Origin of the sequence: Prauserella sediminis (assembly GCF_014195435.1) — a bacterium.
Classification (GTDB): Bacteria; Actinomycetota; Actinomycetes; order Mycobacteriales; family Pseudonocardiaceae; genus Prauserella; species Prauserella salsuginis.
In genome coordinates this window covers 2,907,355-2,927,057 of record NZ_JACIBS010000001.1, presented here as the reverse complement: position 1 = coordinate 2,927,057, position 19,703 = coordinate 2,907,355, and the positions used below count along the sequence as shown (strand labels likewise).

The 19,703-nt window shown below is 69.0% G+C and carries 17 protein-coding genes; 10 read left to right on the top strand and 7 right to left on the bottom strand.

Features of this window, described 5'->3' with window-relative positions; translation table 11 throughout:
- Positions 1-133: 133 nt before the first annotated feature.
- Positions 134-631 carry a transcription elongation factor GreA gene (gene greA, locus FB384_RS13310; RefSeq protein WP_183783121.1) on the top strand — a complete coding sequence of 166 codons (498 nt, stop codon included), beginning with the start codon at positions 134-136 and terminating at the stop codon, positions 629-631.
- Between the two features lie 281 nt (positions 632-912).
- Positions 913-1,719: an MBL fold metallo-hydrolase gene (locus FB384_RS13305; RefSeq protein ID WP_183783119.1), complete on the top strand. Its 807-nt coding sequence runs from the start codon at positions 913-915 to the stop codon at positions 1,717-1,719.
- Between the two features lie 58 nt (positions 1,720-1,777).
- Here FB384_RS13305 and FB384_RS13300 read toward each other — a convergent pair whose 3' ends face one another.
- A complete protein-coding gene (locus tag FB384_RS13300) occupies positions 1,778-2,254 on the bottom strand; it encodes an Lrp/AsnC family transcriptional regulator (protein ID WP_183785477.1) in 477 nt (158 codons plus the stop codon).
- Between the two features lie 121 nt (positions 2,255-2,375).
- Between FB384_RS13300 and hppD the strand changes: the two genes are divergently transcribed.
- Positions 2,376-3,584, top strand: a complete 1,209-nt coding sequence (gene hppD / locus FB384_RS13295) for a 4-hydroxyphenylpyruvate dioxygenase (protein WP_228726018.1) — start codon at positions 2,376-2,378, stop codon at positions 3,582-3,584.
- Positions 3,585-3,669: 85 nt separating this feature from the next.
- Here the strand turns inward: hppD and ilvA are convergent, their stop codons facing one another.
- On the bottom strand, positions 3,670-4,893 hold the full coding sequence (gene ilvA / locus FB384_RS13290; RefSeq protein WP_183783116.1) for a threonine ammonia-lyase: 1,224 nt from the start codon (positions 4,891-4,893) through the stop codon (positions 3,670-3,672).
- 109 nt (positions 4,894-5,002) lie between these two features.
- Here ilvA and FB384_RS13285 point away from each other — a divergent pair, with 109 nt between their 5' ends.
- Positions 5,003-5,278: a hypothetical protein gene (locus FB384_RS13285; RefSeq protein ID WP_228726017.1), complete on the top strand. Its 276-nt coding sequence runs from the start codon at positions 5,003-5,005 to the stop codon at positions 5,276-5,278.
- A 69-nt stretch (positions 5,279-5,347) separates the two neighbouring features.
- Here the strand turns inward: FB384_RS13285 and FB384_RS13280 are convergent, their stop codons facing one another.
- The 3 genes from FB384_RS13280 to FB384_RS13270 all read right to left on the bottom strand — a co-directional run bounded on the left by FB384_RS13280 (position 5,348) and on the right by FB384_RS13270 (position 9,658).
- Positions 5,348-6,505 carry a cystathionine gamma-synthase gene (locus FB384_RS13280; RefSeq protein WP_183783114.1) on the bottom strand — a complete coding sequence of 386 codons (1,158 nt, stop codon included), beginning with the start codon at positions 6,503-6,505 and terminating at the stop codon, positions 5,348-5,350.
- Between the two features lie 108 nt (positions 6,506-6,613).
- On the bottom strand, positions 6,614-8,167 hold the full coding sequence (locus tag FB384_RS13275; protein ID WP_183783112.1) for a hypothetical protein: 1,554 nt from the start codon (positions 8,165-8,167) through the stop codon (positions 6,614-6,616).
- Positions 8,168-8,284: 117 nt separating this feature from the next.
- Positions 8,285-9,658, bottom strand: a complete 1,374-nt coding sequence (locus FB384_RS13270) for a cystathionine beta-synthase (protein ID WP_183783110.1) — start codon at positions 9,656-9,658, stop codon at positions 8,285-8,287.
- 134 nt (positions 9,659-9,792) lie between these two features.
- Between FB384_RS13270 and FB384_RS13265 the strand changes: the two genes are divergently transcribed.
- Positions 9,793-11,670 (top strand): bifunctional metallophosphatase/5'-nucleotidase, encoded by a 1,878-nt coding sequence (locus FB384_RS13265; RefSeq protein ID WP_258938130.1) that lies wholly within the window; start codon positions 9,793-9,795, stop codon positions 11,668-11,670.
- A gap of 215 nt (positions 11,671-11,885) precedes the next feature.
- Here FB384_RS13265 and FB384_RS13260 read toward each other — a convergent pair whose 3' ends face one another.
- Positions 11,886-12,812, bottom strand: a complete 927-nt coding sequence (locus FB384_RS13260; RefSeq protein ID WP_258938131.1) for a pentapeptide repeat-containing protein — start codon at positions 12,810-12,812, stop codon at positions 11,886-11,888.
- Between the two features lie 113 nt (positions 12,813-12,925).
- On the opposite strand from FB384_RS13260, the gene FB384_RS13255 reads away from it, so the two are divergent.
- The 5 genes from FB384_RS13255 to FB384_RS13235 all read left to right on the top strand — a co-directional run bounded on the left by FB384_RS13255 (position 12,926) and on the right by FB384_RS13235 (position 18,199).
- Positions 12,926-14,146: an acetyl-CoA C-acetyltransferase gene (locus tag FB384_RS13255; RefSeq protein ID WP_183783107.1), complete on the top strand. Its 1,221-nt coding sequence runs from the start codon at positions 12,926-12,928 to the stop codon at positions 14,144-14,146.
- A gap of 323 nt (positions 14,147-14,469) precedes the next feature.
- Entirely contained in the window at positions 14,470-14,790 is a 321-nt protein-coding gene (locus FB384_RS13250; RefSeq protein ID WP_183783105.1) for a DUF3870 domain-containing protein, read from the top strand.
- A 139-nt stretch (positions 14,791-14,929) separates the two neighbouring features.
- Positions 14,930-16,075 carry a DUF819 family protein gene (locus tag FB384_RS13245; RefSeq protein WP_183783103.1) on the top strand — a complete coding sequence of 382 codons (1,146 nt, stop codon included), beginning with the start codon at positions 14,930-14,932 and terminating at the stop codon, positions 16,073-16,075.
- Between the two features lies 1 nt (position 16,076).
- Positions 16,077-17,171, top strand: a complete 1,095-nt coding sequence (locus tag FB384_RS13240; protein WP_221212720.1) for a dipeptide epimerase — start codon at positions 16,077-16,079, stop codon at positions 17,169-17,171.
- Positions 17,168-18,199 carry a C40 family peptidase gene (locus FB384_RS13235; RefSeq protein ID WP_183783101.1) on the top strand — a complete coding sequence of 344 codons (1,032 nt, stop codon included), beginning with the start codon at positions 17,168-17,170 and terminating at the stop codon, positions 18,197-18,199. Before FB384_RS13240 ends, FB384_RS13235 begins: the two co-directional genes overlap by 4 nt.
- Positions 18,200-18,717: 518 nt before the next feature.
- Here FB384_RS13235 and FB384_RS13230 read toward each other — a convergent pair.
- Positions 18,718-19,536, bottom strand: coding sequence for a Bax inhibitor-1/YccA family protein (locus FB384_RS13230; RefSeq protein ID WP_183783099.1), 819 nt, complete (start codon positions 19,534-19,536; stop codon positions 18,718-18,720).
- Between the last annotated feature and the right edge of the window lie 167 nt (positions 19,537-19,703).

The window sequence follows — 19,703 nt, the reverse complement described above, 5'->3', positions numbered from 1 at the left end:
TCGGTCCCGGTTTCGTGGTAGTCTTCATCATCGGCACGGTCCTAGCGGGGCCGTGTCTTTCCTTATTTCGAACCACGCCGTCGAGCGTGGCGGCCGGCCTGCACACCCAGGCTCGGCAGGCTAGGAGGAGATGGTGACCGTGAGCGACACCAAGGTGACCTGGCTGACCCAGGATGCCTACGACAGGCTCAAGAGCGAGCTCGATGAGTTGATCGAGAATCGTCCGGTCATCGCCGCGAAGATCAACGACAGCCGCGAGGAAGGCGACCTCAAGGAGAACGGTGGCTACCACGCGGCCCGTGAGGAACAGGGCCAGCAGGAAGCCCGCATCCGTCACCTGCAGGAGCTCCTGCGCAGTGCGAAGGTCGGCGAGGCTCCGTCCAACAACGGAATCGCCGAGCCGGGCATGGTGCTGACCATCCAGTACGACGGCGATGACGACTCCGAGACGTTCCTGCTCGCGACACGTGAAGAAGGCGGCGGGGGCGAGCTCGAGATCTACTCGCCGGACTCCCCGCTCGGGCAGGCGCTGCTCGGCGCCAAGGAGGGCGAGACGCGGGAGTACCCGCTGCCCAACGGCAAGACCGAGAAGGTCAAGCTGCTCAAGGCGGTGCCCTACAGCGCCAGCTGACGACACCACCGACGACCACGACAGCGGCGCGTCCCGGATCGGATCCGGGACGCGCCGCTGTCGTATCGGGTAGCCGCTGTCGTATCGGGTAGCCGCTGTCGTATCGGGTCCGCATCGCCAGGCGATCGCATCGGTCCGCGATGCCGCACCGCACGCGGGCCCGTCGGAGGGAGTCCCGTCGACTCGGTTCTGCCCTGCGCGACTCGGGTCGGCACGGCCCGTTCGCCGGACCGGGTCGTTTCCCGCAGGTCGGCCGCCGCGAGGTCTGCCAGGCTGGTGCCATGAGCGCCGACCTGCCCATCTGCCTCACCTGCGGGACGCAGTACGCCGAGCCTCGGCCGGACTGCCCCGTCTGCGAGGACGAACGTCAGTACGTGCCGTCGTCCGGTCAACAGTGGACGAGTCTGGCCCGGCTGCGCACAGCCGACTACACGGTCGCGGTCGAGCCGCAGGCGCCCGGCGTGTACGGCGTCGGCACCCGGGAGCGGTTCGCGATCGGCCAACGCGCGCTCGTCGTCCCCGCCGCGTCGGGGAACGTGTTGTGGGACTGCGTCGCCTATCTGGACGACGAGGTGATCCGGCGCGTCACCGCGCTGGGCGGGATCACGGCGATCGCGATCAGCCACCCGCACTACTACACGACCATGGTCGACTGGGCCGACGCCTTCGACGTGCCGATCTACCTGCACGAACATGACCGCCAGTGGGTCGGAAGGCCGAGTGAGCGCATCCAGTTCTGGGACGGCGACACGCTGCGCCTCGCCGACGACCTGACACTCGTGAACCTCGGGGTGCACTTCGCGGGCGGAACCGTGCTGCACTGGACCGACGGGGCAGGCGGTGCGGGCGCGCTCTGCAGTGGCGACATCGTGCAGGTCGTGCCCAACCGGGAGCTCGTCGCGTTCATGTACAGCTACCCGAACCACATTCCCGAGCGGCCCAGTGTGGTGCGCCGCGCCGGGCAGCTACTCGCCGGCTTCGCGTTCGACGACATCTACGGCGCCTGGTGGGACGCGACGATCATTGGCGGCGCGAGCCGGGTCGTCGACCGGTCGGTGGCGCTGTACCTGCAGCAGACGTCCGGGTGAGGCCGGCAGGCACCACCACGCGGCCACCGCACCCCCGGCGCGGTCGCCGACCGGCGAGTCACGGTCGTTCGCCGCGGGCGATCCGCTCCAGCAGGGGCCGCACCCGCGGCGCGACGGGTGTCGACAGCGCGATCGACGTCGAGGTCCTGCGCACGCCGGGAACCCCGACGACCTCGTCGATCACCCGCTGCAGGTCGTCGTTCGAGCGGGCGACCATGCGAACGAACAGGTCCCCCTGACCCGTCGTCGCATGCACCTCGCACACCTCGTCGATCGCAGCGAGCGCCTCCGCGACCTCCCCTCGCCGGCCCTGGGCGATCTCCAACACGGCGAAGGCGGTGAGGCCGTAGCCGAGTGCGTCGAGGCGCAGCTCCGGCGGGAACCCCGTGAGCACCCCGTCGGTGGTAAGCCGGTCGAGGCGGGCCTGGACGGTGCCGCGCGCCACGCCGAGCCGCCGCGCGCACTCGAGCACGCCCAGCCGCGGCGAATCGGTCAACAGCAACAACAGGCGGGCGTCGAGCGCGTCGAAGGCCATCGCGAACTTCTCCTGGACAGATTGCTCATTTTGATCTGACATACCGTGACACAACTCGGCAGATTGTCCAGCTGTTTCGCCGACAATTGCTCACTCTGCACGTCGGGTTCATGCTCACCCCATGACGACCGAATCAGCGATGAACCCCGCAGAGCAGGCGATCGACGACATCGAATACGACCAGCTCCGACGGCTCGTCGGCCTGGTCGACCACGACGACTCGGCCGACCCGTTCCCGGTCAAGGCGATGGACGCCGTCGTGTTCGCGGTCGGCAACGCGACCCAGACGGCGTGGTTCTACCAGGCCGCGTTCGGTATGCAGCTCGTCGCGTACGCCGGTCCGGAGACCGGTGACGCCGAACGCAAGTCGTTCGTGCTGAAGTCCGGCTCGGCGCGATTCGTGATCAACGGCGGCGTGCGGCCCGATTCGGCACTGCTGGACCACCACCGCAAGCACGGCGACGGCGTCACGGACCTCTCACTCGAGGTGTCCGATGTGGACCGCTGCGTGGCGCATGCCCGCAAGCAGGGAGCGACCGTGCTCACCGAACCGCACGACGTCTCGGGCGAGCACGGCACCGTGCGCATGGCCGCGATCGCGACCTACGGCGACACGCGCCACACGCTCGTCGACCGTTCGCGGTACACCGGCCCGTACCTGCCCGGGTACGTGGCAAGGACGTCCACGGTGCCCCGTCCCGAGGGGGCCCCGAAGCGGCTGTTCCAGGCCGTCGACCACTGTGTCGGCAACGTCGAACTCGGCGACATGGACTACTGGGTCGACTGGTACCACCGCGTGATGGGCTTCGTGAACATGGCGGAGTTCGTCGGCGACGACATCGCCACCGAGTACTCGGCGCTGATGAGCAAGGTCGTGTCGAACGGCAACCACCGCGTCAAGTTCCCTCTCAACGAGCCGGCCGTCGGTAAGAAGCGCTCGCAGATCGACGAGTACCTGGAGTTCTACGGCGGAGCGGGCTGCCAGCACATCGCCCTGGCGACCGGCGACATCATCGCGACCGTGCAGGCGATGCGCGCAGCGGGCGTCGAGTTCCTGCCGACCCCGGACTCGTACTACGACGACCCCGAGCTCAGGGCACGGATCGGCGAGGTGCGCGTGCCGATCGAGACGTTGAAGGAGCACGGCATCCTGGTTGACCGCGACGAGGACGGCTACCTGCTGCAGATCTTCACCAGGCCGATCGGCGACCGCCCGACGGTGTTCTACGAACTCATCGAGCGGCACGGCTCGCTGGGCTTCGGCAAGGGCAACTTCAGGGCCCTCTTCGAAGCCATCGAGCGGGAACAGGAACGCCGCGGCAACCTCTGACCCGGGGGAGGGAGAAAAGCCCCAAGGGCACCTTCGGGGCGCTGAACGTCCCGAAGGTGCCCTTGGGGGGCACTACTGTGCGTCGTCAGTGGTCGGCGGCGGCGACCGTGTAGCCGGCGCGCTGCAGTTCCGCGATGACGTCGTCGCAGTGCTGCGGCCCCCTCGTCTCCAGTTTCAACGCCACCTCGACCTCGCCGATGCCGAGCCTGCCCGAGATGCGCGAGTGCTCGATGTCGACGATGTTCGCGCCGAGCTCGCTCAGCCGCGTCACCACGCCCGCGAGAGATCCGGGCCGATCCGGCACCCACAGCCGGACGTAGAGGTACCGCGCCGCGGCGGTCATACCGTGCTGGATGATCTGCATCAGCAGCAGTGGATCGACGTTGCCGCCGGACAGCACGGCCACGACCGGCGGTTCGAAAGCACCCTCGTGTTCGAGCAGCGCCGCCACCGGTGCCGCGCCCGCGGGTTCGACGACGAGTTTGCGGCGCTCCAGACAGTTCAGCACTGCCCGAGACAGCGCCTCCTCGCCGACCGTCACCACGTCGTCCACGAGCGCCGTCACGTGCTCGAACGTCAGCTCCCCCGGCCGTGCCACCGCGATCCCGTCGGCGAGCGTGTGCGTGCTGTCCAACCCCACCGGAGCGCCCGCCGCCAGCGACGGCGGGAACGCCGCCGCGGCGTCCGCCTGCACCCCGACCAGCCGCACCTCGGGCCTGCTCGCCTTGATCGCGCTCGCCACACCGGACACGAGCCCGCCCCCGCCGGTGGACACGAGCACCGTGCCGACGTCCGGCACCTGCTCCAGGATCTCCAGTCCGACCGTGCCCTGGCCTGCGATGATGTCGGGGTGGTCGAAGGGGTGGATGAACACCGCACCGGTCCGCTCCGCGAACTCGACCGCGCCCGCGAACGCCTCCTCGAACGCCGTGCCCACGAGTTGCACGTCCGCGCCGTAGCCCCGCGTGGCGGCGACCTTCGGCAACGGCGCCTTCCGTGACATGAACACGGTCGCCTGCGTGCCGACCAGCGACGCGGCCAGCGCGACACCCTGCGCGTGGTTGCCCGCGCTCGCCGCGACCACACCGCGGGCCCGTTCCTCCGACGAGAGCCCGTGGATCCGCGTATACGCGCCCCGCACCTTGAACGAGCCCGTGCGCTGCAGGTTCTCGCACTTCAGATGGACCGGACCGCCGAACGAGTCGGCGAACTCGCGCGCGTGCTCCATCGGCGTCACGCGGACGACACCGCCCAGCAGGTCACGTGCTTGCAGAATGCGGTCAAGGTCGACGAGCCGCGTGGCGGTCATGACTGTGACGACTCTCCCTCCGAGATCGGAGCTTCCGTGTATGTCGCGCGTGAGCATTGGGTACCCTGGAGCCGACCCAGGGGGACGAATCCACGACCGGAGGATCAGCATGGCACGGCCGTCGGCACCGCGGGACGCACGCTCGCAGGGCCGTGTCACACCGCTGCTCGCCGGCATCGTGTCGGCCATGGCACTGGCCGGAGCGGCGGTGTTCACAGTGGGTTATGCCTCGTGCGGCGATCAGGGCCAGTACGTGCGCCACGCCGACAACGTGCAGTTCATCGGCGGTTGCGTGGACGGTGAGGACCTGCCCGCCACCGGTCCCGGCGAGCAGCACGGCCCGGCCGGCGGCAACGACGAGGCGCCCCGCAACTACCGGCCGTAGCCATTACTGCCGCGCTCGCCCGGGCCACCGCGGCCGACGCCTGCGCCGCACCGACCCGGGCCACCAGTCTCAGCCCAGCGCCTGCCGCAGATCATCGACGAGATCCTCGGCGTCCTCGATCCCCACCGACAGCCGCACCAGCTCGGCCGGCACCTGCAGCAACGACCCCTCGGCCGAGGCGTGCGTCATCCGGCCCGGGTGTTCGATCAGCGATTCCACCCCGCCCAGCGACTCGGCAAGGATGAAGACGTTCGTGCCCGCGGCAGCCTTCAGCGCGGCCTGCTCCCCGTCGACGTGGTCGAACGCGACCATCCCGCCGAACCGCCGCATCTGCTTGGCCGCGACGTCGTGTCCGGGGTGTTCGGCGAGGCCCGGGTAGTACACCCGCGAGACCTTCGGGTGGCTCTGCAGCATCGCCGCGATGCGCTCGGCGTTGTCGCAATGCCGTTCCATACGCACCGACAGCGTCTTCAGGCCGCGCAGCGTCAGCCACGCGTCGAACGCCCCCGGCACGGCTCCGGCCGAGTTGCGCAGGAAGAACAGCTGCTCCCGCAGGTCGTCGTCGCCGGTCACGACCGCGCCGCCGACCACATCCGAGTGACCGCCGAGGTACTTCGTCGTGGAGTGCACGACGACGTCGGCCCCCAGGTCGAGCGGCGTCTGCAGGTACGGCGTCGCGAACGTGTTGTCGACGACCAGCTTCGCCCCGCCCTCGTGCGCGATCCCGGCGAGCGCGGTGATGTCGGAGATGCCCAGCAGCGGGTTGGTGGGCGACTCGCACCAGATCAGCTTCGTCTCCGGGCGCATTGCAGCGCGCACCTCGTCCACATCGGACAGGTGAGCCACGCTGTAGGTGACGCCCCAGCCGGTGAGGACCTTGTCGATGAGACGGAACGTGCCGCCGTAGACGTCGTTGCCGAGCACCAGGTGGTCACCGGGCCGCAGCGTGGTGCGCAGCACGGCGTCGCTGGCGGCCATGCCCGAACCGAATGCCAGCGCGTGGCGGCCGTTCTCCAGCGCGGCGAGCGCCTCCTCGAGGGCGGTGCGCGTGGGGTTGGCGGTGCGCGAGTACTCGTAGTCGCCTTCCCTGGTGCCGCCTACACCGTCCTGGGCGTACGTGGAGGTCTGGTAGATCGGCACGATGACCGACCCGGTTCGCGGGTCGGGCTTCTGACCGGTGTGGATGGCGCGGGTGGAGAAGCCGGTGTCGGCGGATTCGTGGGACATGTGCCCACCCTATTGCGGCCACGCGCGTCGGACACCCCGACACGGGAAATGCCGACGCCCCGGCCGCTCGAGCGACCGGGGCGTCGTGGTGCGTTCTTGTTCAGCGCCTCACCACTGCGGCGGCTGGCCCTGCGGCGGCTGGCCGGGAGGCGGCCCCTGCGGCGGCGGACCACCGTAACCACCGGGCTGACCCGGCTGCTGCGGCGGCTGACCGGGAGCACCGAAGCCGCCCGACTGCGGGTTGGGCCCACCGGGCTGACCGAAGCCACCCGACTGCGGGTTGGGCCCGCCGGGCTGGGCGAACCCACCGGACGGCGGACCGTAACCGCCGGGCTGACCCGGCTGCTGCGGCGGCTGGCCGAACCCGCCGGGCTGGCCGTGCGGCGGCTGGCCGAAGCCACCGGGCTGGCCGCCGAAGCCACCGGACTGACCCGGACCGCTGTCCCCACCGAGTCCGAGCAGCTTCGCGACAGCGGGCACGAACAGCGCACCGCCGAGACCGAGTAGCAGCAACCCGGCAAGCAGATACAGGATCGCACCACCACTGACGGTGTCGACCTCGATACCTCGTGCTTCAGCCTGCTCGACGATCTCGCCCTTCGGTGTCGCACCTGCCCACAGCAGAATGCTGAACAGCAGGATCAGGAAGCCGCCTGCAGCGAGAGCGATCGGCGCGATCATCTTCAGGATTCCGCGCTTCATCGCAGCCAAGCCGAGCAGCGCACCGCCAGCGATACCGGCGAGCGCGCCGAGCAAGATCATGATGAGGTAGAACGTCAACGTCCCAGGGGAGGACATACCGCTCTGCTCGGTGAACGCGTCGACGTTCTCGCCGACCATGTCCGAAAGATCGCTGACGTCGCCGAGATCGATGAACGACAGGATCAACGCGATCAAGCCGAAAAGCGCCGCGATGCCCCCGGCGACCCAAGCCATGATCGGATTACCGCCACCCTGCTGGCCGCCGAAGCCGGGCTGGCTGCCGAACTGGCCGGGAGGCGGTCCGCCGAAGCCGCCCGGCTGACCGGGAGGCGGGCCGTAGCCCTGAGGCGGCTGGCCGAAACCACCCTGCGGTGGCTGGCCGGGAGCGCCGAAGCCCTGCTGCCCCTGCGAGGGGTCGAAGCCGCCGGGCTGGCCCGGTGCACCGAACCCCTGCTGACCCTGCGACGGGTCGAAGCCACCGCCGGGCTGGCCCGGTGCGCCGAAGCCCTGCTGGACCTGCGAGGGGTCGAACCCCTGCTGGCCCTGCGGAGCGCCGTAGCCCTGGGGGTTCACCGCAGCGGGGTTGTCCGCCGCACTCGGCGGCGGGGCGTACGGAATCGACGCCTGCGGCTGCATGTCGGGCGATACCAGCTGCGTCGACTCGGAGCCGCCCTGGGGTGGCTGCTGCTGACCGGGCTGCGCAGGCTGGACGACCTGGGTCGCCTCCCCGCCCTGGTCGGCGGGCTGCTGCTGCTGCGGCGGCTGGGCCGCGTTGCCTCCCTGATCGGCGGGCTGCTGCGGCGCCTGGCCACCCTGATCCGACTGGCCGGGCTGTACGACCTGCGTCGGCTCGGCCGATTCGAACGGGCCGTCCTGGGCAGGCTGGGAACCACTCGGCTGCCCCTGCGGCGGCTGCTGCTCGCCACCCCCGGGCTGGTTCGGTGGCTGCGGAGCACTCATGTGGGCTTGAACCCCCTTGACGAGGACCTTCTGTCTCTAGCTCGAGCACACGCTAGCGGATACACGTAATCGTGACCCGGAACGCCCCGCTGGGCAGCGCGCGAAAACGAGCTGTAGTCACTCGCGTCCGGAGATGAACGCCAGCAGGTCCTGCCGGGTGACGACGCCTGCGGGCTTGCCACCCTCCAGCACCAGCGCACCATCGGCCGAGGTCAACGCGTTGATGGCGGCGGTGATCGACATCCCGGCGCCGATCGTGGGCAGCGGCGGGGACATGTGGGTCTGCAACATGTCGGCGAGCGCGACCTCGCCGCCGAACAGTTTGTCGAGCAGATCACGTTCGTTCACGGCGCCGACGACCTCCGCGGCCATCACGGGCGGCTCGGCGCTGACGACCGGCATCTGGCTCACGCCGAACTCGCGCATGATCGCCACGGCCTCGGTCACGGTCTCGTGGGGGTGGGTGTGGACGAGGTCCGGCAGCGTGCCGTCCTTGCGCCGCAGCACGTCGCCGACGGTTGCGTCCGTCGAGTCGGGCGGCAGGAACCCGTACGCCCCCATCCACGAGTCGTTGAAGACCTTGCCGAGGTAGCCGCGGCCACCGTCGGGCAACAACACGACGATGACGTCGTCGGGGTCACACCGCTTGGCCAGTTCCACCGCGGCCGCCACGGCCATGCCGCACGAGCCGCCGACGAGCAGGCCCTCCTCCGCGGCGAGGCGGCGGGTCATGATGAACGAATCGGCGTCGGAGATCGCGATGATCTCGTCGGCGATGTCGCGGTCGTAGGTCTCCGGCCAGAAGTCCTCGCCGACGCCTTCGACGAGATACGGCCGACCGGCGCCACCCGAGTACACCGAACCCTCCGGGTCGGCGCCGACGACCTTGACCGCGCCCTCGGAAGCGTCCTTGAGGTAACGACCGGTGCCGGAGATCGTGCCGCCGGTGCCCACGCCCGCGACGAAGTGAGTGATCTTGCCTTCGGTCTGCCGCCACAGTTCGGGGCCGGTCGAGTGGTAGTGGCTCTCGGGGTTGCTCGGGTTGGCGTACTGGTTGGGCTTCCACGCGCCGTCGATCTCGGTGACGAGCCGGTCGGAGACGCTGTAGTACGACTCGGGGTGCTCGGGCGGCACGGCTGTGGGGCAGACGACGACCCGCGCGCCGTAGGCCTCGAGAACGTTGCGCTTGTCCTCGCTGACCTTGTCCGGGCAGACGAACACGCAGTGGTACCCCTTGCGCTGCGCGACCATCGCGAGGCCGATGCCGGTGTTGCCGGACGTCGGTTCGACGATCGTGCCGCCCGGTTTGAGCTCCCCGGACGCCTCGGCGGCCTCGACCATCCGGAGCGCGATGCGGTCCTTGACGCTGCCACCGGGGTTGACGTACTCGACCTTGGCGAGCACGAGGGGGCCTGCTCCGTCGGTCACGGAGTTCAGCTTGACCAACGGGGTGTCTCCCACGAGGTCGATGACGTGTTCGGCGTAATCCATGCCGCCAGAGTAATCAGCCGATGACCGTTGCACATCGTTAGTCGGGGTTCTTTTCGATTTCATTGTCCGAAAAGGACCACTGTGATTAGCTCACGGCGTTTCGACCGTCACGTCCGTAACAAGGAGTCCCCGCCGTGAAAGCCCTGCCGAGACGGCACAAGCGGGTGGCGCGAGCTGCCACCGCCACCGCCCTCGCGAGCGCGTTGCTGGCGACGTCCGGTGGCGTCGCCGGAGCCGCACCGAACGCGAAGGCGTTCGGCTTCTTCGACGACGCCCCCGTGTTCACCCTCAACGTCCTGTTCACCAACGACATGGAATCCGCGCTGCTCGGTGTGCCCGGCGACGGCACCGACGAGGGTGAGATCGTCGACGGCGGGCAGAACCCCTACGGCAGCCCGTCGCGCATGGCCACGGTGATGGACGACCTGCGCAAGGACGTTGTCACGGGCTGGCCGAAGCCGGGCCAGGCGTTGTGGCGGGGCGAGGTCTCGATATCCGGCGGCGACAACTTCCTGGCCGGCCCCGAGTTCTCGGCCAGCCAGCAGGACGGTGCCCCGTTCTACGACGCCCGCGCGGTCGAGGAGATCGGTTTCGACGCGACCACGATCGGCAACCACGAGTTCGACTTCGGACCGGAAGTGTTCGCCGACTTCATCTCCGCGTTCGACGGTTCACTGGATTTCGTGAGCGCGAACGTCGACGTCTCCGGTGAGCCGACGCTCGACGCGCACGCCAAGGACGGCACGATCCTCAAGAGCAAGGTGCTGCATTCGCGGGGCCAGCGCATCGGCATGATCGGCCTGACGACGCCGGAACTGCCGTCGCTGTCGAGCCCGAGGAACGTCGAGGTCGACCCCCGGATGGCGAAGCTGACGAACGCGCTCGCCTCCGACTTCGCCGACCGTGGTATCGACAAGGTGCTGCTCGTCTCGCACCTGCAGGACATCGACAACGAGCTCGAACTGGTGCCGCAGCTGAAGGGCGTGGACGCGGTCGTCGGCGCGGGCGGCGGTGAGATCCTCGCCGGCGACGACGACCGGCTCATCCCCGGTGACGAGGCCGAGCGGGGCTTCCCGCTGTACGCCGACGACGCGAACGGCAACAGCGTGCCCGTCGTCACCACGACCGGCGACTACAAGTACGTCGGCAGGCTGGTGCTGAACTTCAACTGGCGCGGCGAGGTCGTCGGCGTCGACGACGCCGAGTCGGGCCCGGTGCGCGTGTCCGGCGTCGGCCCCGACGCGGTCCGCGGCGACGAGAAGGTCCGTTCCGAGGTGGAGGAGCCGGTCGCACAACACCTGGAGGAACTGGCCGACACCACCGTGGCGACCAGCGAGGTGCCGCTGAACGGCGTCCGGAACGACGTGCGCTCGAAGGAGACGAACCTCGGCAACCTCGTCGCCGACAGCCTGCGCTGGACGGGCGAACAGCAGGCCGAGGAGTACGGCGTGACGCCACCGCAGGTCGGTATCCAGAACGGCGGCGGTATCCGCAACGACTCGACGCTGCCCGCGGGTGATGTCAGTGCGCTGGACACCTACGACGTCGCACCGTTCTCCAACTTCGTCGCGGTCGTGCCCGAGGTGCCGCGGGAGGTGTTCCGCCAGCTGCTCGAGCGCGGCGTGGCGGCCTCGCCCGACGCTTCCGGCGCGTTCATGCAGGTCTCGGGCGTGAAGTTCACCTACGACCCGAACGCCAAGGCCCAGGTCGTCGACGAGAACAGCGGCGAGGTGCTGGAGCCGGGCGAGCGGGTGCAGAACGTGACGCTCGACGACGGCACCGTGGTGGTCGAGAACGGCCAGGTCGTGGAGGGTGCGCCGATCTCGGTCGCCACCAACGACTTCTCGGCCCGTGGCGGCGACGGCTACCCGTTCGGCGACCTGGACTTCACCTCGGTCGGCACCACCTACCAGCAGGCCGTCGAGGGCTACGCCAGTGAGGGCCTGAACGGTTCCGTCACCGCCGAGCAGTACCCGGAGGGCGGCAACGGCCGCATCACCACAACCGGTTGATGAGCCACGGAGCGGCGCGGGGAGCCTGCGGGCTTCCCGCGTCGCCCCGCCATCACCAAACCACGGATCGACGCCGGAAGTCCGCCTGCCACGACCGCGCGCCCCGCCGGCTCACCACCACAAGCGGCGCCGACGCCCCGCCCGGCATGCTGCCCATGACACGCATCGGTCCTCTCCTTTCCGGTGTCGAAGGCCTTGCTCGCGGACTGTGTTCACTACGACGCGCCGAGTGACTCACCGGTTTCGACCTGCCGCAGGTCGGCCCATCCCGGATCGTCCTCCGATTCGCACGCTTCCCACCCCGGCGGCCAGCTGCGTCCCACTCCGGTCCTGGTCACCGCGCCGGCGAGATTCGCGGCGGTGTGCTCGCCGAACCGCACCGGCCCCTCGAAACGCGCGCCGCGGAACTGGCTTCCGTTCCGTCCGAAGTCCACGTTGCGGAAGTCCGCGTCATCGAGGAACCGTGCTTCGACGAAATCGGCCTTGGACCCGAATTCGGTTCCGCGGAACGTGGCGAGCTCCGTGAACACCGCCCCGCGACAGTTCAGCGAGCGGATCCGGCAGCGCGAGAAGTTGAACCACGGCAATCGCGCTCCGGAGAGGTCGAGATCGATGTCGTCCCAGAAGGCGTCCTCGACGTCGGGGCGCAGGTGCAACTGCAGGATCCGCTGCACCGCGAAGCGGACCTGCCGTTCCTCGGCCGAATCGTCGAACGGCATGCGCAGATAGGCGCAGAGCACGTTGACGATCGTCTGGCGTTGCGGCCGGTGGTCGGCGGCCAGACGTTCCAGCGCGTACATGCCCGCCAGCCGGACCGCGGCGCTCTCGTGGCCGAGCTGTTCGGCCGCTTGGCCGTACAGCTCGGTGATGCGGCGTTCGGTGGCGTCGTGGTCACGCTGTTCGAGGTCGAGCTCGTTGGACCGCTGCCGCCGGGCGGCCAGCAGCAGCGCGGCTCCGCCGCCCGTCCCGATGACCAGACTCGATGCGGTACGCAGGGCGTCCAGTCTGGCGCGGTCCTCGGGCCGGCCACCGCCGAGCAGCGACAGCATCGTGGTGGCCGCGGCAGTGGCGACCAGCAACAGTCCGACGGCCCACAGTGCGATCGTCCGTGGCCGTAACGCTGTGCTCCGGTGATTCGACACGGCGTGATGATGACACCGAAGTGATGCGTTGCGCCCGCCACTGGCCAGGGCGCGAACCGACAGGCAGGATGTACGTAAGCATCCGCTTAGGTTGATCCGAAGGAGTGTCCACCATGCCCGAAGCCGTGATCGTGTCCGCAGCCCGTTCGCCCATCGGCAGGGCGGGCAAAGGCTCGCTGGTGGACAAACGTCCCGACGATCTCGCCGCGGAGATGGTGCGCGCCGCCCTCGACAAGGTGCCCCAGCTCGACCCGGCCGAGATCGACGACCTGATGCTCGGCTGCGGCCTGCCCGGCGGCGAGTCCGGATTCAACATGGGCCGCGTCGTGGCGACCCTGCTCGGCTACGACCACCTGCCCGGCTGCACCATCACCCGCTACTGCTCCTCGAGCCTGCAGACCACACGCATGGCCCTGCACGCGATCAAGGCGGGCGAGGGCGACGTGTTCATCTCCGCAGGTGTCGAGGCCGTGTCCCGGTTCGCCAAGGGCAACTCCGACTCGCTGCCCGACACACACAACCCGCTGTTCGCCGACGCCGAGGCCCGCACCGCCGCCACGGCCGAGAAGGAGACCGACAGCTGGACCGACCCGCGTTCCAACGGCCAGCTGCCCGACGTCTACATCGCCATGGGCCAGACCGCCGAGAACCTCGCACGACTCAAGGGCATCTCGCGCGAGGAGATGGACGAGTTCGGCGTGCGGTCGCAGAACCTCGCCGAGAAGGCCATCGCCGACGGCTTCTGGGCCAAGGACATCACCCCCGTGACCCTGCCCGACGGCACGGTCGTCGAGAAGGACGACGGCCCCCGCGCCGGCGTGACGATCGAAGGCGTGGCGGGCCTCAAGCCGGTGTTCCGCCCCGACGGCCGGATCACCGCAGCCAACGCCTGCCCGCTCAACGACGGCGCCGCCGCGCTGGTGATCATGAGCGACACCAAGGCCAAGCAGCTCGGCCTCACCCCGCTCGCCCGCATCGTGTCCACCGGCGTGTCCGGACTCTCGCCCGAGATCATGGGCTACGGCCCCGTCGAGGCCTCGAAGCAGGCACTGTCCCGCGCCGGCATGTCCGTCGGCGACATGGACCTGGTCGAGATCAACGAAGCCTTCGCCGCCCAGGTCATCCCCTCCTACCGAGACCTGGGCATCGACCTCGACAAGGTCAACGTCAACGGCGGTGCCATCGCCGTCGGCCACCCCTTCGGCATGACCGGCGCCCGCATCACTTCGACGCTGATCAACTCGCTGCAGCACCACGACAAGCAGTTCGGCCTCGAAACCATGTGCGTCGGCGGCGGTCAAGGCATGGCCATGGTCCTCGAACGCCTCAGCTGAAACGAAGGCAAGGTTTGCTGCCGGACTTGCGTAGCGGTGCAGGTGGCAGAACCTCAGCGCGCCACCGGCTCCGGGATCACCGACTCATGAATGTCCAGTTCACCACGTCGGGGCTGTCCTTGCCGGGGGCGTGCTGAGAACCTGCGGCGGCGCGAGGGGACGGCCGGGCCGAAAGCGACTTCGTCACTTCCCCATGAGTCCTGCTCCCGCATGCACGTTGCGCGGCAGCGTGCATGCGGGTGCAGGTGACGGTTGAGTAACGTCTGCCGGTGAGCTCCTGCGAGGACTACCGGGAGACGGTGGCCCTGTCCTAATGTCTCGCCATGTCCACGTCGGTCTTCGTCACGGGCGAGGCCAAAGCACCCTCGAACAACCCGATCACCAACCAGTACGGGTTGTTCTTCATCGCCTTCGAGATCGACCCGGACACACACCGAATCCTTGATGCCGAGTGCTCGGCGACGTTGGCCCTGACGAACCGGTTCGTCAAAGGCTTGTTCGTTCGAGAGTGCATCACGGAGGAAGGTCTTCTTACGGAGCGCATCTCCGCGCGCTATCACGGTTCGTCGCAGCGAGCCTTGATCGCGGCACTGCACCACGCCGCGACCAAGTACCGCAGCGCGGTCGGTCTCACCGCCGGCTGACGTCTCCGTAAGACCCAGCGATTGCCTGGCCCCTGATCGGGCCGGACCCAGTCGGAAACACGCACCCGACCACCTCGGTCGGGCGTGTGTTTCCGACTTTTTTTGCGTGTAAGGAAGAAAGGACGGCGGCGACGCGAACATGATTACGGACGGGTTCCTCTATCTCGGTGTGCTACTGGGGTTGGCCGCGGTCATCGTCTACGTCACCCAACGCAGGCAGTACCGGTTCCTCAAGTACGTACCCGGCTTCGTGCTGCTCTACCTCGGAGCGGCGCTGCTGAACACGGTGGGCGTGTTCGGCGAGTCCGATTCGGTCGACGCGACCGGCGACGCGGTGAAGGACGCGCTGCTGCCGGCGATGATCCTGCTGCTGCTGTTCAAATGCGACATCCGCAAGATCATCAAGCTCGGCCCGAAACTCCTGCTGACGTTCGTGATCTCGGCGCTCAGCATCGCGGTCGGATTCGTCATCGCGTTCCTGATCTTCCAGGCGACACTGGAAGGCGAGGCGTACAAGGCACTCGGTGCGCTCGCCGCGTCGTGGACCGGTGGTTCGGCGAACCTGGTCGCGGTGCAGTCCATCGTGGACGCACCGGAGACGCTGATCGGCTACGTGCTCATCGTCGACACGGTGCTCTACTCACTGTGGCTGCTGGTGATGTTCAGTTCCGTGGGCGTCGCCGACCGGTTCAACCAGTGGACCAAGGCGAAGGCGATCAACTTCGACGGACACGCGGCCGACGAGCAGGAACGGTCGATCGACCTGACGTCACTGATGACGTTGATCGGCTTCAGTCTGCTCGTGTCCGCGATCGCGACCTGGGTCGGCGGTCTGCTTCCGGAGCTCGGCGACGTCGTCACCGGCACCACGTGGACGATCCTCATCGTCAGCGTGCTCGGCCTCGTCATCGCCTCGACCCGGTTCGGCAGGACGGCCGGCTCGTCCGAGCTCGCGATGGTGATGCTGTACGTGATCATCGGCATCATCGCCTCCGGCTCCGACTTCTCGTCGCTGGCAGAGGCGCCGCTGTACCTGCTGATCGGCGTGATCGCACTGATCGTGCACGCGACTGTCATGGTCGTCTACGCCAAGCTCACGAAGTCCGAACTGGCGAGCCTGGCGGTGGCCAGCACGGCCAACCTCGGCGGCATGGCCTCCGCGCCGGTCGTGGCCAGTGCCTTCCACCGGCAGATGGTCCCGGTGGGTGTGCTCTTCGCTCTGATCGGCGCGTTCTCGGGCACGTTCGTCGGCCTGGCGACGGTGAACGTGCTGGGGGTGATCTGAGGTGCTGCCCGCTGTCGCGGACCTGCGGGCGCGGCCCTATTCGGCGCCGCTGACGCGCCCGTTCATCACGGCTCGTCGACGTGTCGACACGATGCTCGGCGTGCTCGTGGAGATCGAGCTGGCCGACGGGACCGTCGGCCATGGCTCGGCGGGCCAGTCCCTCGGCGTCACGGGCGAGTCCGTCGATTCGGTACTGGCGGTGTTGAACGGGCCGGTGAAACAGGCCCTGACCGAACGGGCCGGCACCGGACGGCGTGAGGTCGCGGCGGGCATCGCCGGGTCCTGCGTCGGGAACTTCGCGGCCAAGGCGGCGGCCGACGTGGCGTTGCACGATGCGTGGGCCCGAACGCTCGGCGTGCCGCTGGCCGAGGCCCTCGGTGGGGACACCGCCACGGTACTGCGCACCGACATGACGGTCAGCCTCGACACTCCGCAGCGCATGGCCGACGCCGCCGTCGAAGCGGTCGGCGACGGCTTCGACGTGCTGAAGATCAAGCTCGGCAACGACTGGCGCGCCGACCTGGACCGGCTCCGCGCGGTCCGGGAGGCCGCGCCGGACGTGCGGTTCCGCCTCGACGCCAACCAGGGCTGGGACGTGAAATCGGCGATCCGCGTGATCAGGGCCATCGAGGATGCCGGGATCCCCCTCGAGCTGGTCGAGCAGCCGGTCGCCAGCCGCGATCTGGCGGGCATGGCCGCGGTGACGGCCGCGGTCGACGTGCCGGTCATGGCGGACGAATCGGTGTCCTCGCCGCACAGCGCGCTGGAGATCGTGCAGCGGCGGGCGGCCGACCTGCTGAACATCAAGCTGGCCAAGTGCGGCGGGATCGACGAGGCACTCGCCATCGCCGACATCGCACGCGCAGCCGGGATCGAATGCATGGTCGGCGCGATGATGGAGCCGAGGATCTCCATCGCGGCGGCCGCCCACCTCGCAGCCGCCCATCCCGCGGTCACCCTCGTCGACCTCGATTCGGCCGAGTGGATCGACGACCCCGACCTCAGCGGCGGTTACACCCTGCGCGGCAGCGAGATGCATCTCCATCCCGGTCCGGGAATCGGTTTCGCTCCATGGGTGAAAGGAGAACAGGAATGAACCTCCGCAGAACGACGGTCGCACTGCTGGTCACGGGGCTGGTCGGCGCGAGCGCCGGCACAGCGGCAGCCACGCCGCACGGGGCTGCACACGGACACGGCATCGAAGCGGGTGACCACGCCTTCGTCGACGTGACCACCGCGACCCTGTGGGTCGAGCCGGGGCTGGACCGGCCGGTCGACGCACCGTCGCTGACCAACCCGGTCGACCTGGACCAGTGGAACCGGAACATGGCCGACACCGAGACGCGGCGCTGGCTCACCGGCAAACTCGAGACGCAAGCCGTGCTCGGTTCCGGGGTCGCGGTCACCGAGGTCGACGGCGACTGGGCCCACGTCGTGGTCGAGGGACAGGACACCCCGCGTGACGACCGCGGCTACCCCGGCTGGATGCCCGTCGACCAGCTCGTCGAGAACGACAAGTTCGACGCCCTGGTCGACACCCGTCCGTGGGCGCAGGTGACCGACGACAAGACATGGCTGACGGGCACCCCCGCCGGCGCGCAGCCGCTGTCGGAGATCAGCTTCAACACGCGACTTCCCGTGCTCGCCGAGACCCCGCAAGCGGTGCGGGTCGCGCTGCCGGACGGTTCGCGCGCGTGGCTCGAGCAGGACGCGGTCGACGTGCACGACCAGGGCGAGCAGCCCGCCGCGCCGACCGGTGAGGACCTGGTCGCCACCGGGAAGCAGTTCCTGGGCCTGCGCTACCTGTGGGCGGGTGTGTCCGCGTACGGGTTCGACTGTTCGGGCTTCACCTACAGCGTCCACCGGGCACACGGCGTGTCGATCCCGCGGGACTCGTCGGCGCAGGCCGAGTACGGCCAGGACGTCGCCGTCGAGGATCTGCAGCCCGGTGACCTGTTGTTCTTCGCCCAGCCCGGCGGAGTCGGCCGCGTGCACCACGTGGGCATGTACATCGGGGAAGGGAAGATGATCCACGCGCCCAACGCGTCCGAGTCGGTGTCGATCGTCGACTGGCAGGAATGGGACACCGATGACGAGTTCTCCGGCGCCAAGCGCATGACCTGAGCGGCTCTGCGTAGCTGACGCAGCGGCGCAACTCGAGCGGCGCCGACGAAGAGCGGCCCCCTGGTGGCGTGACCGTCACCAGGGGGCCGCTTTCCGTAGCGGGCAGGGCTTCGTCGCGAGCCGCCTTTCGTCGCGGGCAGGGCTGCGCAGCCGGCTCGCCCGAGGCGCACTCGCCACGGGCAGGGGGCTTCGCGGGCAGGGGGCTTCACGGCCGGCTCTCCCCTTTACAGCCGGCTCCGCAGGGGCGCGCTCGCCGCGGGCCGGGTCTTGCCGGGCGGGCTCCGGCTCGGGGCCGGGTGCGCCGGGGCCGGGCTCATCGGAAGCACCGGAACCCGTGGGCGCTCACTCGACCGGATGCCTACCTTCGTCGGCGGACATCCGGGTGGTGTTGTCCGGCACTCGCCGAGCCGGACCGGACCGCGCCAGGGCCCGCGGCCTCCCCGGTACACCCCTGAACGACAGCAGTCGCCCGGCCGATTCGGCCGGGCGACTGCCGCAGGAGGGAGACGTGGCGGGAGCTATTCGCTCTGCAGGTAGGTCAGCAGGCGCAGGATCTCCAGGTACAGCCAGACCAGCGTCGTCATCAGGCCGAAGGCCACGTACCAGGCGAACTTGGCGGGAACGCCCTGGCGGATCGCCTGGTCGGCCATGTCGAAGTCCAGCAGGAAGCTGAACGCGGCCACGCCGATGCAGACGATGCTGAAGATGATCGCCATGGTGCTGCCGTCGCGCAGGCCGACGTTGACGCCGAACAGGCTCATCACGAGGTTGAACAGCATCAGGACGGCGACACCGCCGATGGCGCCGATCATCCACTTGCGGAACTTCGGCGTGACCTTCACTGCGCCGGTCTTGTAGACGACCAGCATCACGACGAAGACCGCGGCGGTGCCGACGACGGCCTGCAGGGCGACGCCCTTGACGATCATTTCGAACACGCCGCTGATCGCACCGAGGAACACACCCTCGGCCGCCGAGTAGGCGAGCGTCATCGGCGCGCTGACCATCTGCTTGAAGATGATCACCAGGGCCAGGATCAGGCCGACGATCATGCCGCCGATCATGGCGCCGGTGACGGCACCCATCGAGCCGGCCGCGATCTGCCCCTGGGCCCAGATCGCAGTGATGATGCCGATGAGCAGCGTCACGCCGAGGCTGGCGCCGGTCTTCATGACGACGTCGTCGACCGTCATCGGGCGGTCGGCCTCGCCCGAGGGGGCCTGTGGGGTCCCGTAGCCGGGGACGCCGCCCTGGGGCTGCTGGAAACCCGCGTACGACGCCTGACCGGCCGCGCCCTGCGGCAGGTTGCGGAAGGCGGGGTTGCTTGAGGTTCGCACTGATCCTCCTGGATCTACTGGCCTTGCACCGGTACAACGACCGGGCTCGCCGGCCGGTTCCCGTAGGTCGGTAAAACCGACTTTACCCACGATCCCCGGGAAGGGTGGTAGGGACGTGGGGAACATCGTGTACTGCGATCCAAGCAGGTCCACTCAAGTGGCCGATT

Excerpts from the sequence above, each read along its gene's own strand:
- FB384_RS13305 (WP_183783119.1), top strand. The coding sequence starts at position 913 with ATGAGCGCCGACCTGCCCATCTGCCTCACCTGCGGGACGCAGTACGCC.
- FB384_RS13275 (WP_183783112.1), bottom strand. The coding sequence starts at position 8,167 with ATGAGTGCTCCGCAGCCACCGAACCAGCCCGGGGGTGGCGAGCAGCAG.
- FB384_RS13270 (WP_183783110.1), bottom strand. The coding sequence starts at position 9,658 with ATGGATTACGCCGAACACGTCATCGACCTCGTGGGAGACACCCCGTTG.
- FB384_RS13300 (WP_183785477.1), bottom strand. The coding sequence starts at position 2,254 with ATGGCCTTCGACGCGCTCGACGCCCGCCTGTTGTTGCTGTTGACCGAT.
- FB384_RS13255 (WP_183783107.1), top strand. The coding sequence starts at position 12,926 with ATGCCCGAAGCCGTGATCGTGTCCGCAGCCCGTTCGCCCATCGGCAGG.
- hppD (WP_228726018.1), top strand. The coding sequence starts at position 2,376 with ATGACGACCGAATCAGCGATGAACCCCGCAGAGCAGGCGATCGACGAC.
- FB384_RS13280 (WP_183783114.1), bottom strand. The coding sequence starts at position 6,505 with ATGTCCCACGAATCCGCCGACACCGGCTTCTCCACCCGCGCCATCCAC.
- FB384_RS13250 (WP_183783105.1), top strand. The coding sequence starts at position 14,470 with ATGTCCACGTCGGTCTTCGTCACGGGCGAGGCCAAAGCACCCTCGAAC.
- ilvA (WP_183783116.1), bottom strand. The coding sequence starts at position 4,893 with ATGACCGCCACGCGGCTCGTCGACCTTGACCGCATTCTGCAAGCACGT.
- FB384_RS13245 (WP_183783103.1), top strand. The coding sequence starts at position 14,930 with ATGATTACGGACGGGTTCCTCTATCTCGGTGTGCTACTGGGGTTGGCC.
- FB384_RS13235 (WP_183783101.1), top strand. The coding sequence starts at position 17,168 with ATGAACCTCCGCAGAACGACGGTCGCACTGCTGGTCACGGGGCTGGTC.
- FB384_RS13285 (WP_228726017.1), top strand. The coding sequence starts at position 5,003 with ATGGCACGGCCGTCGGCACCGCGGGACGCACGCTCGCAGGGCCGTGTC.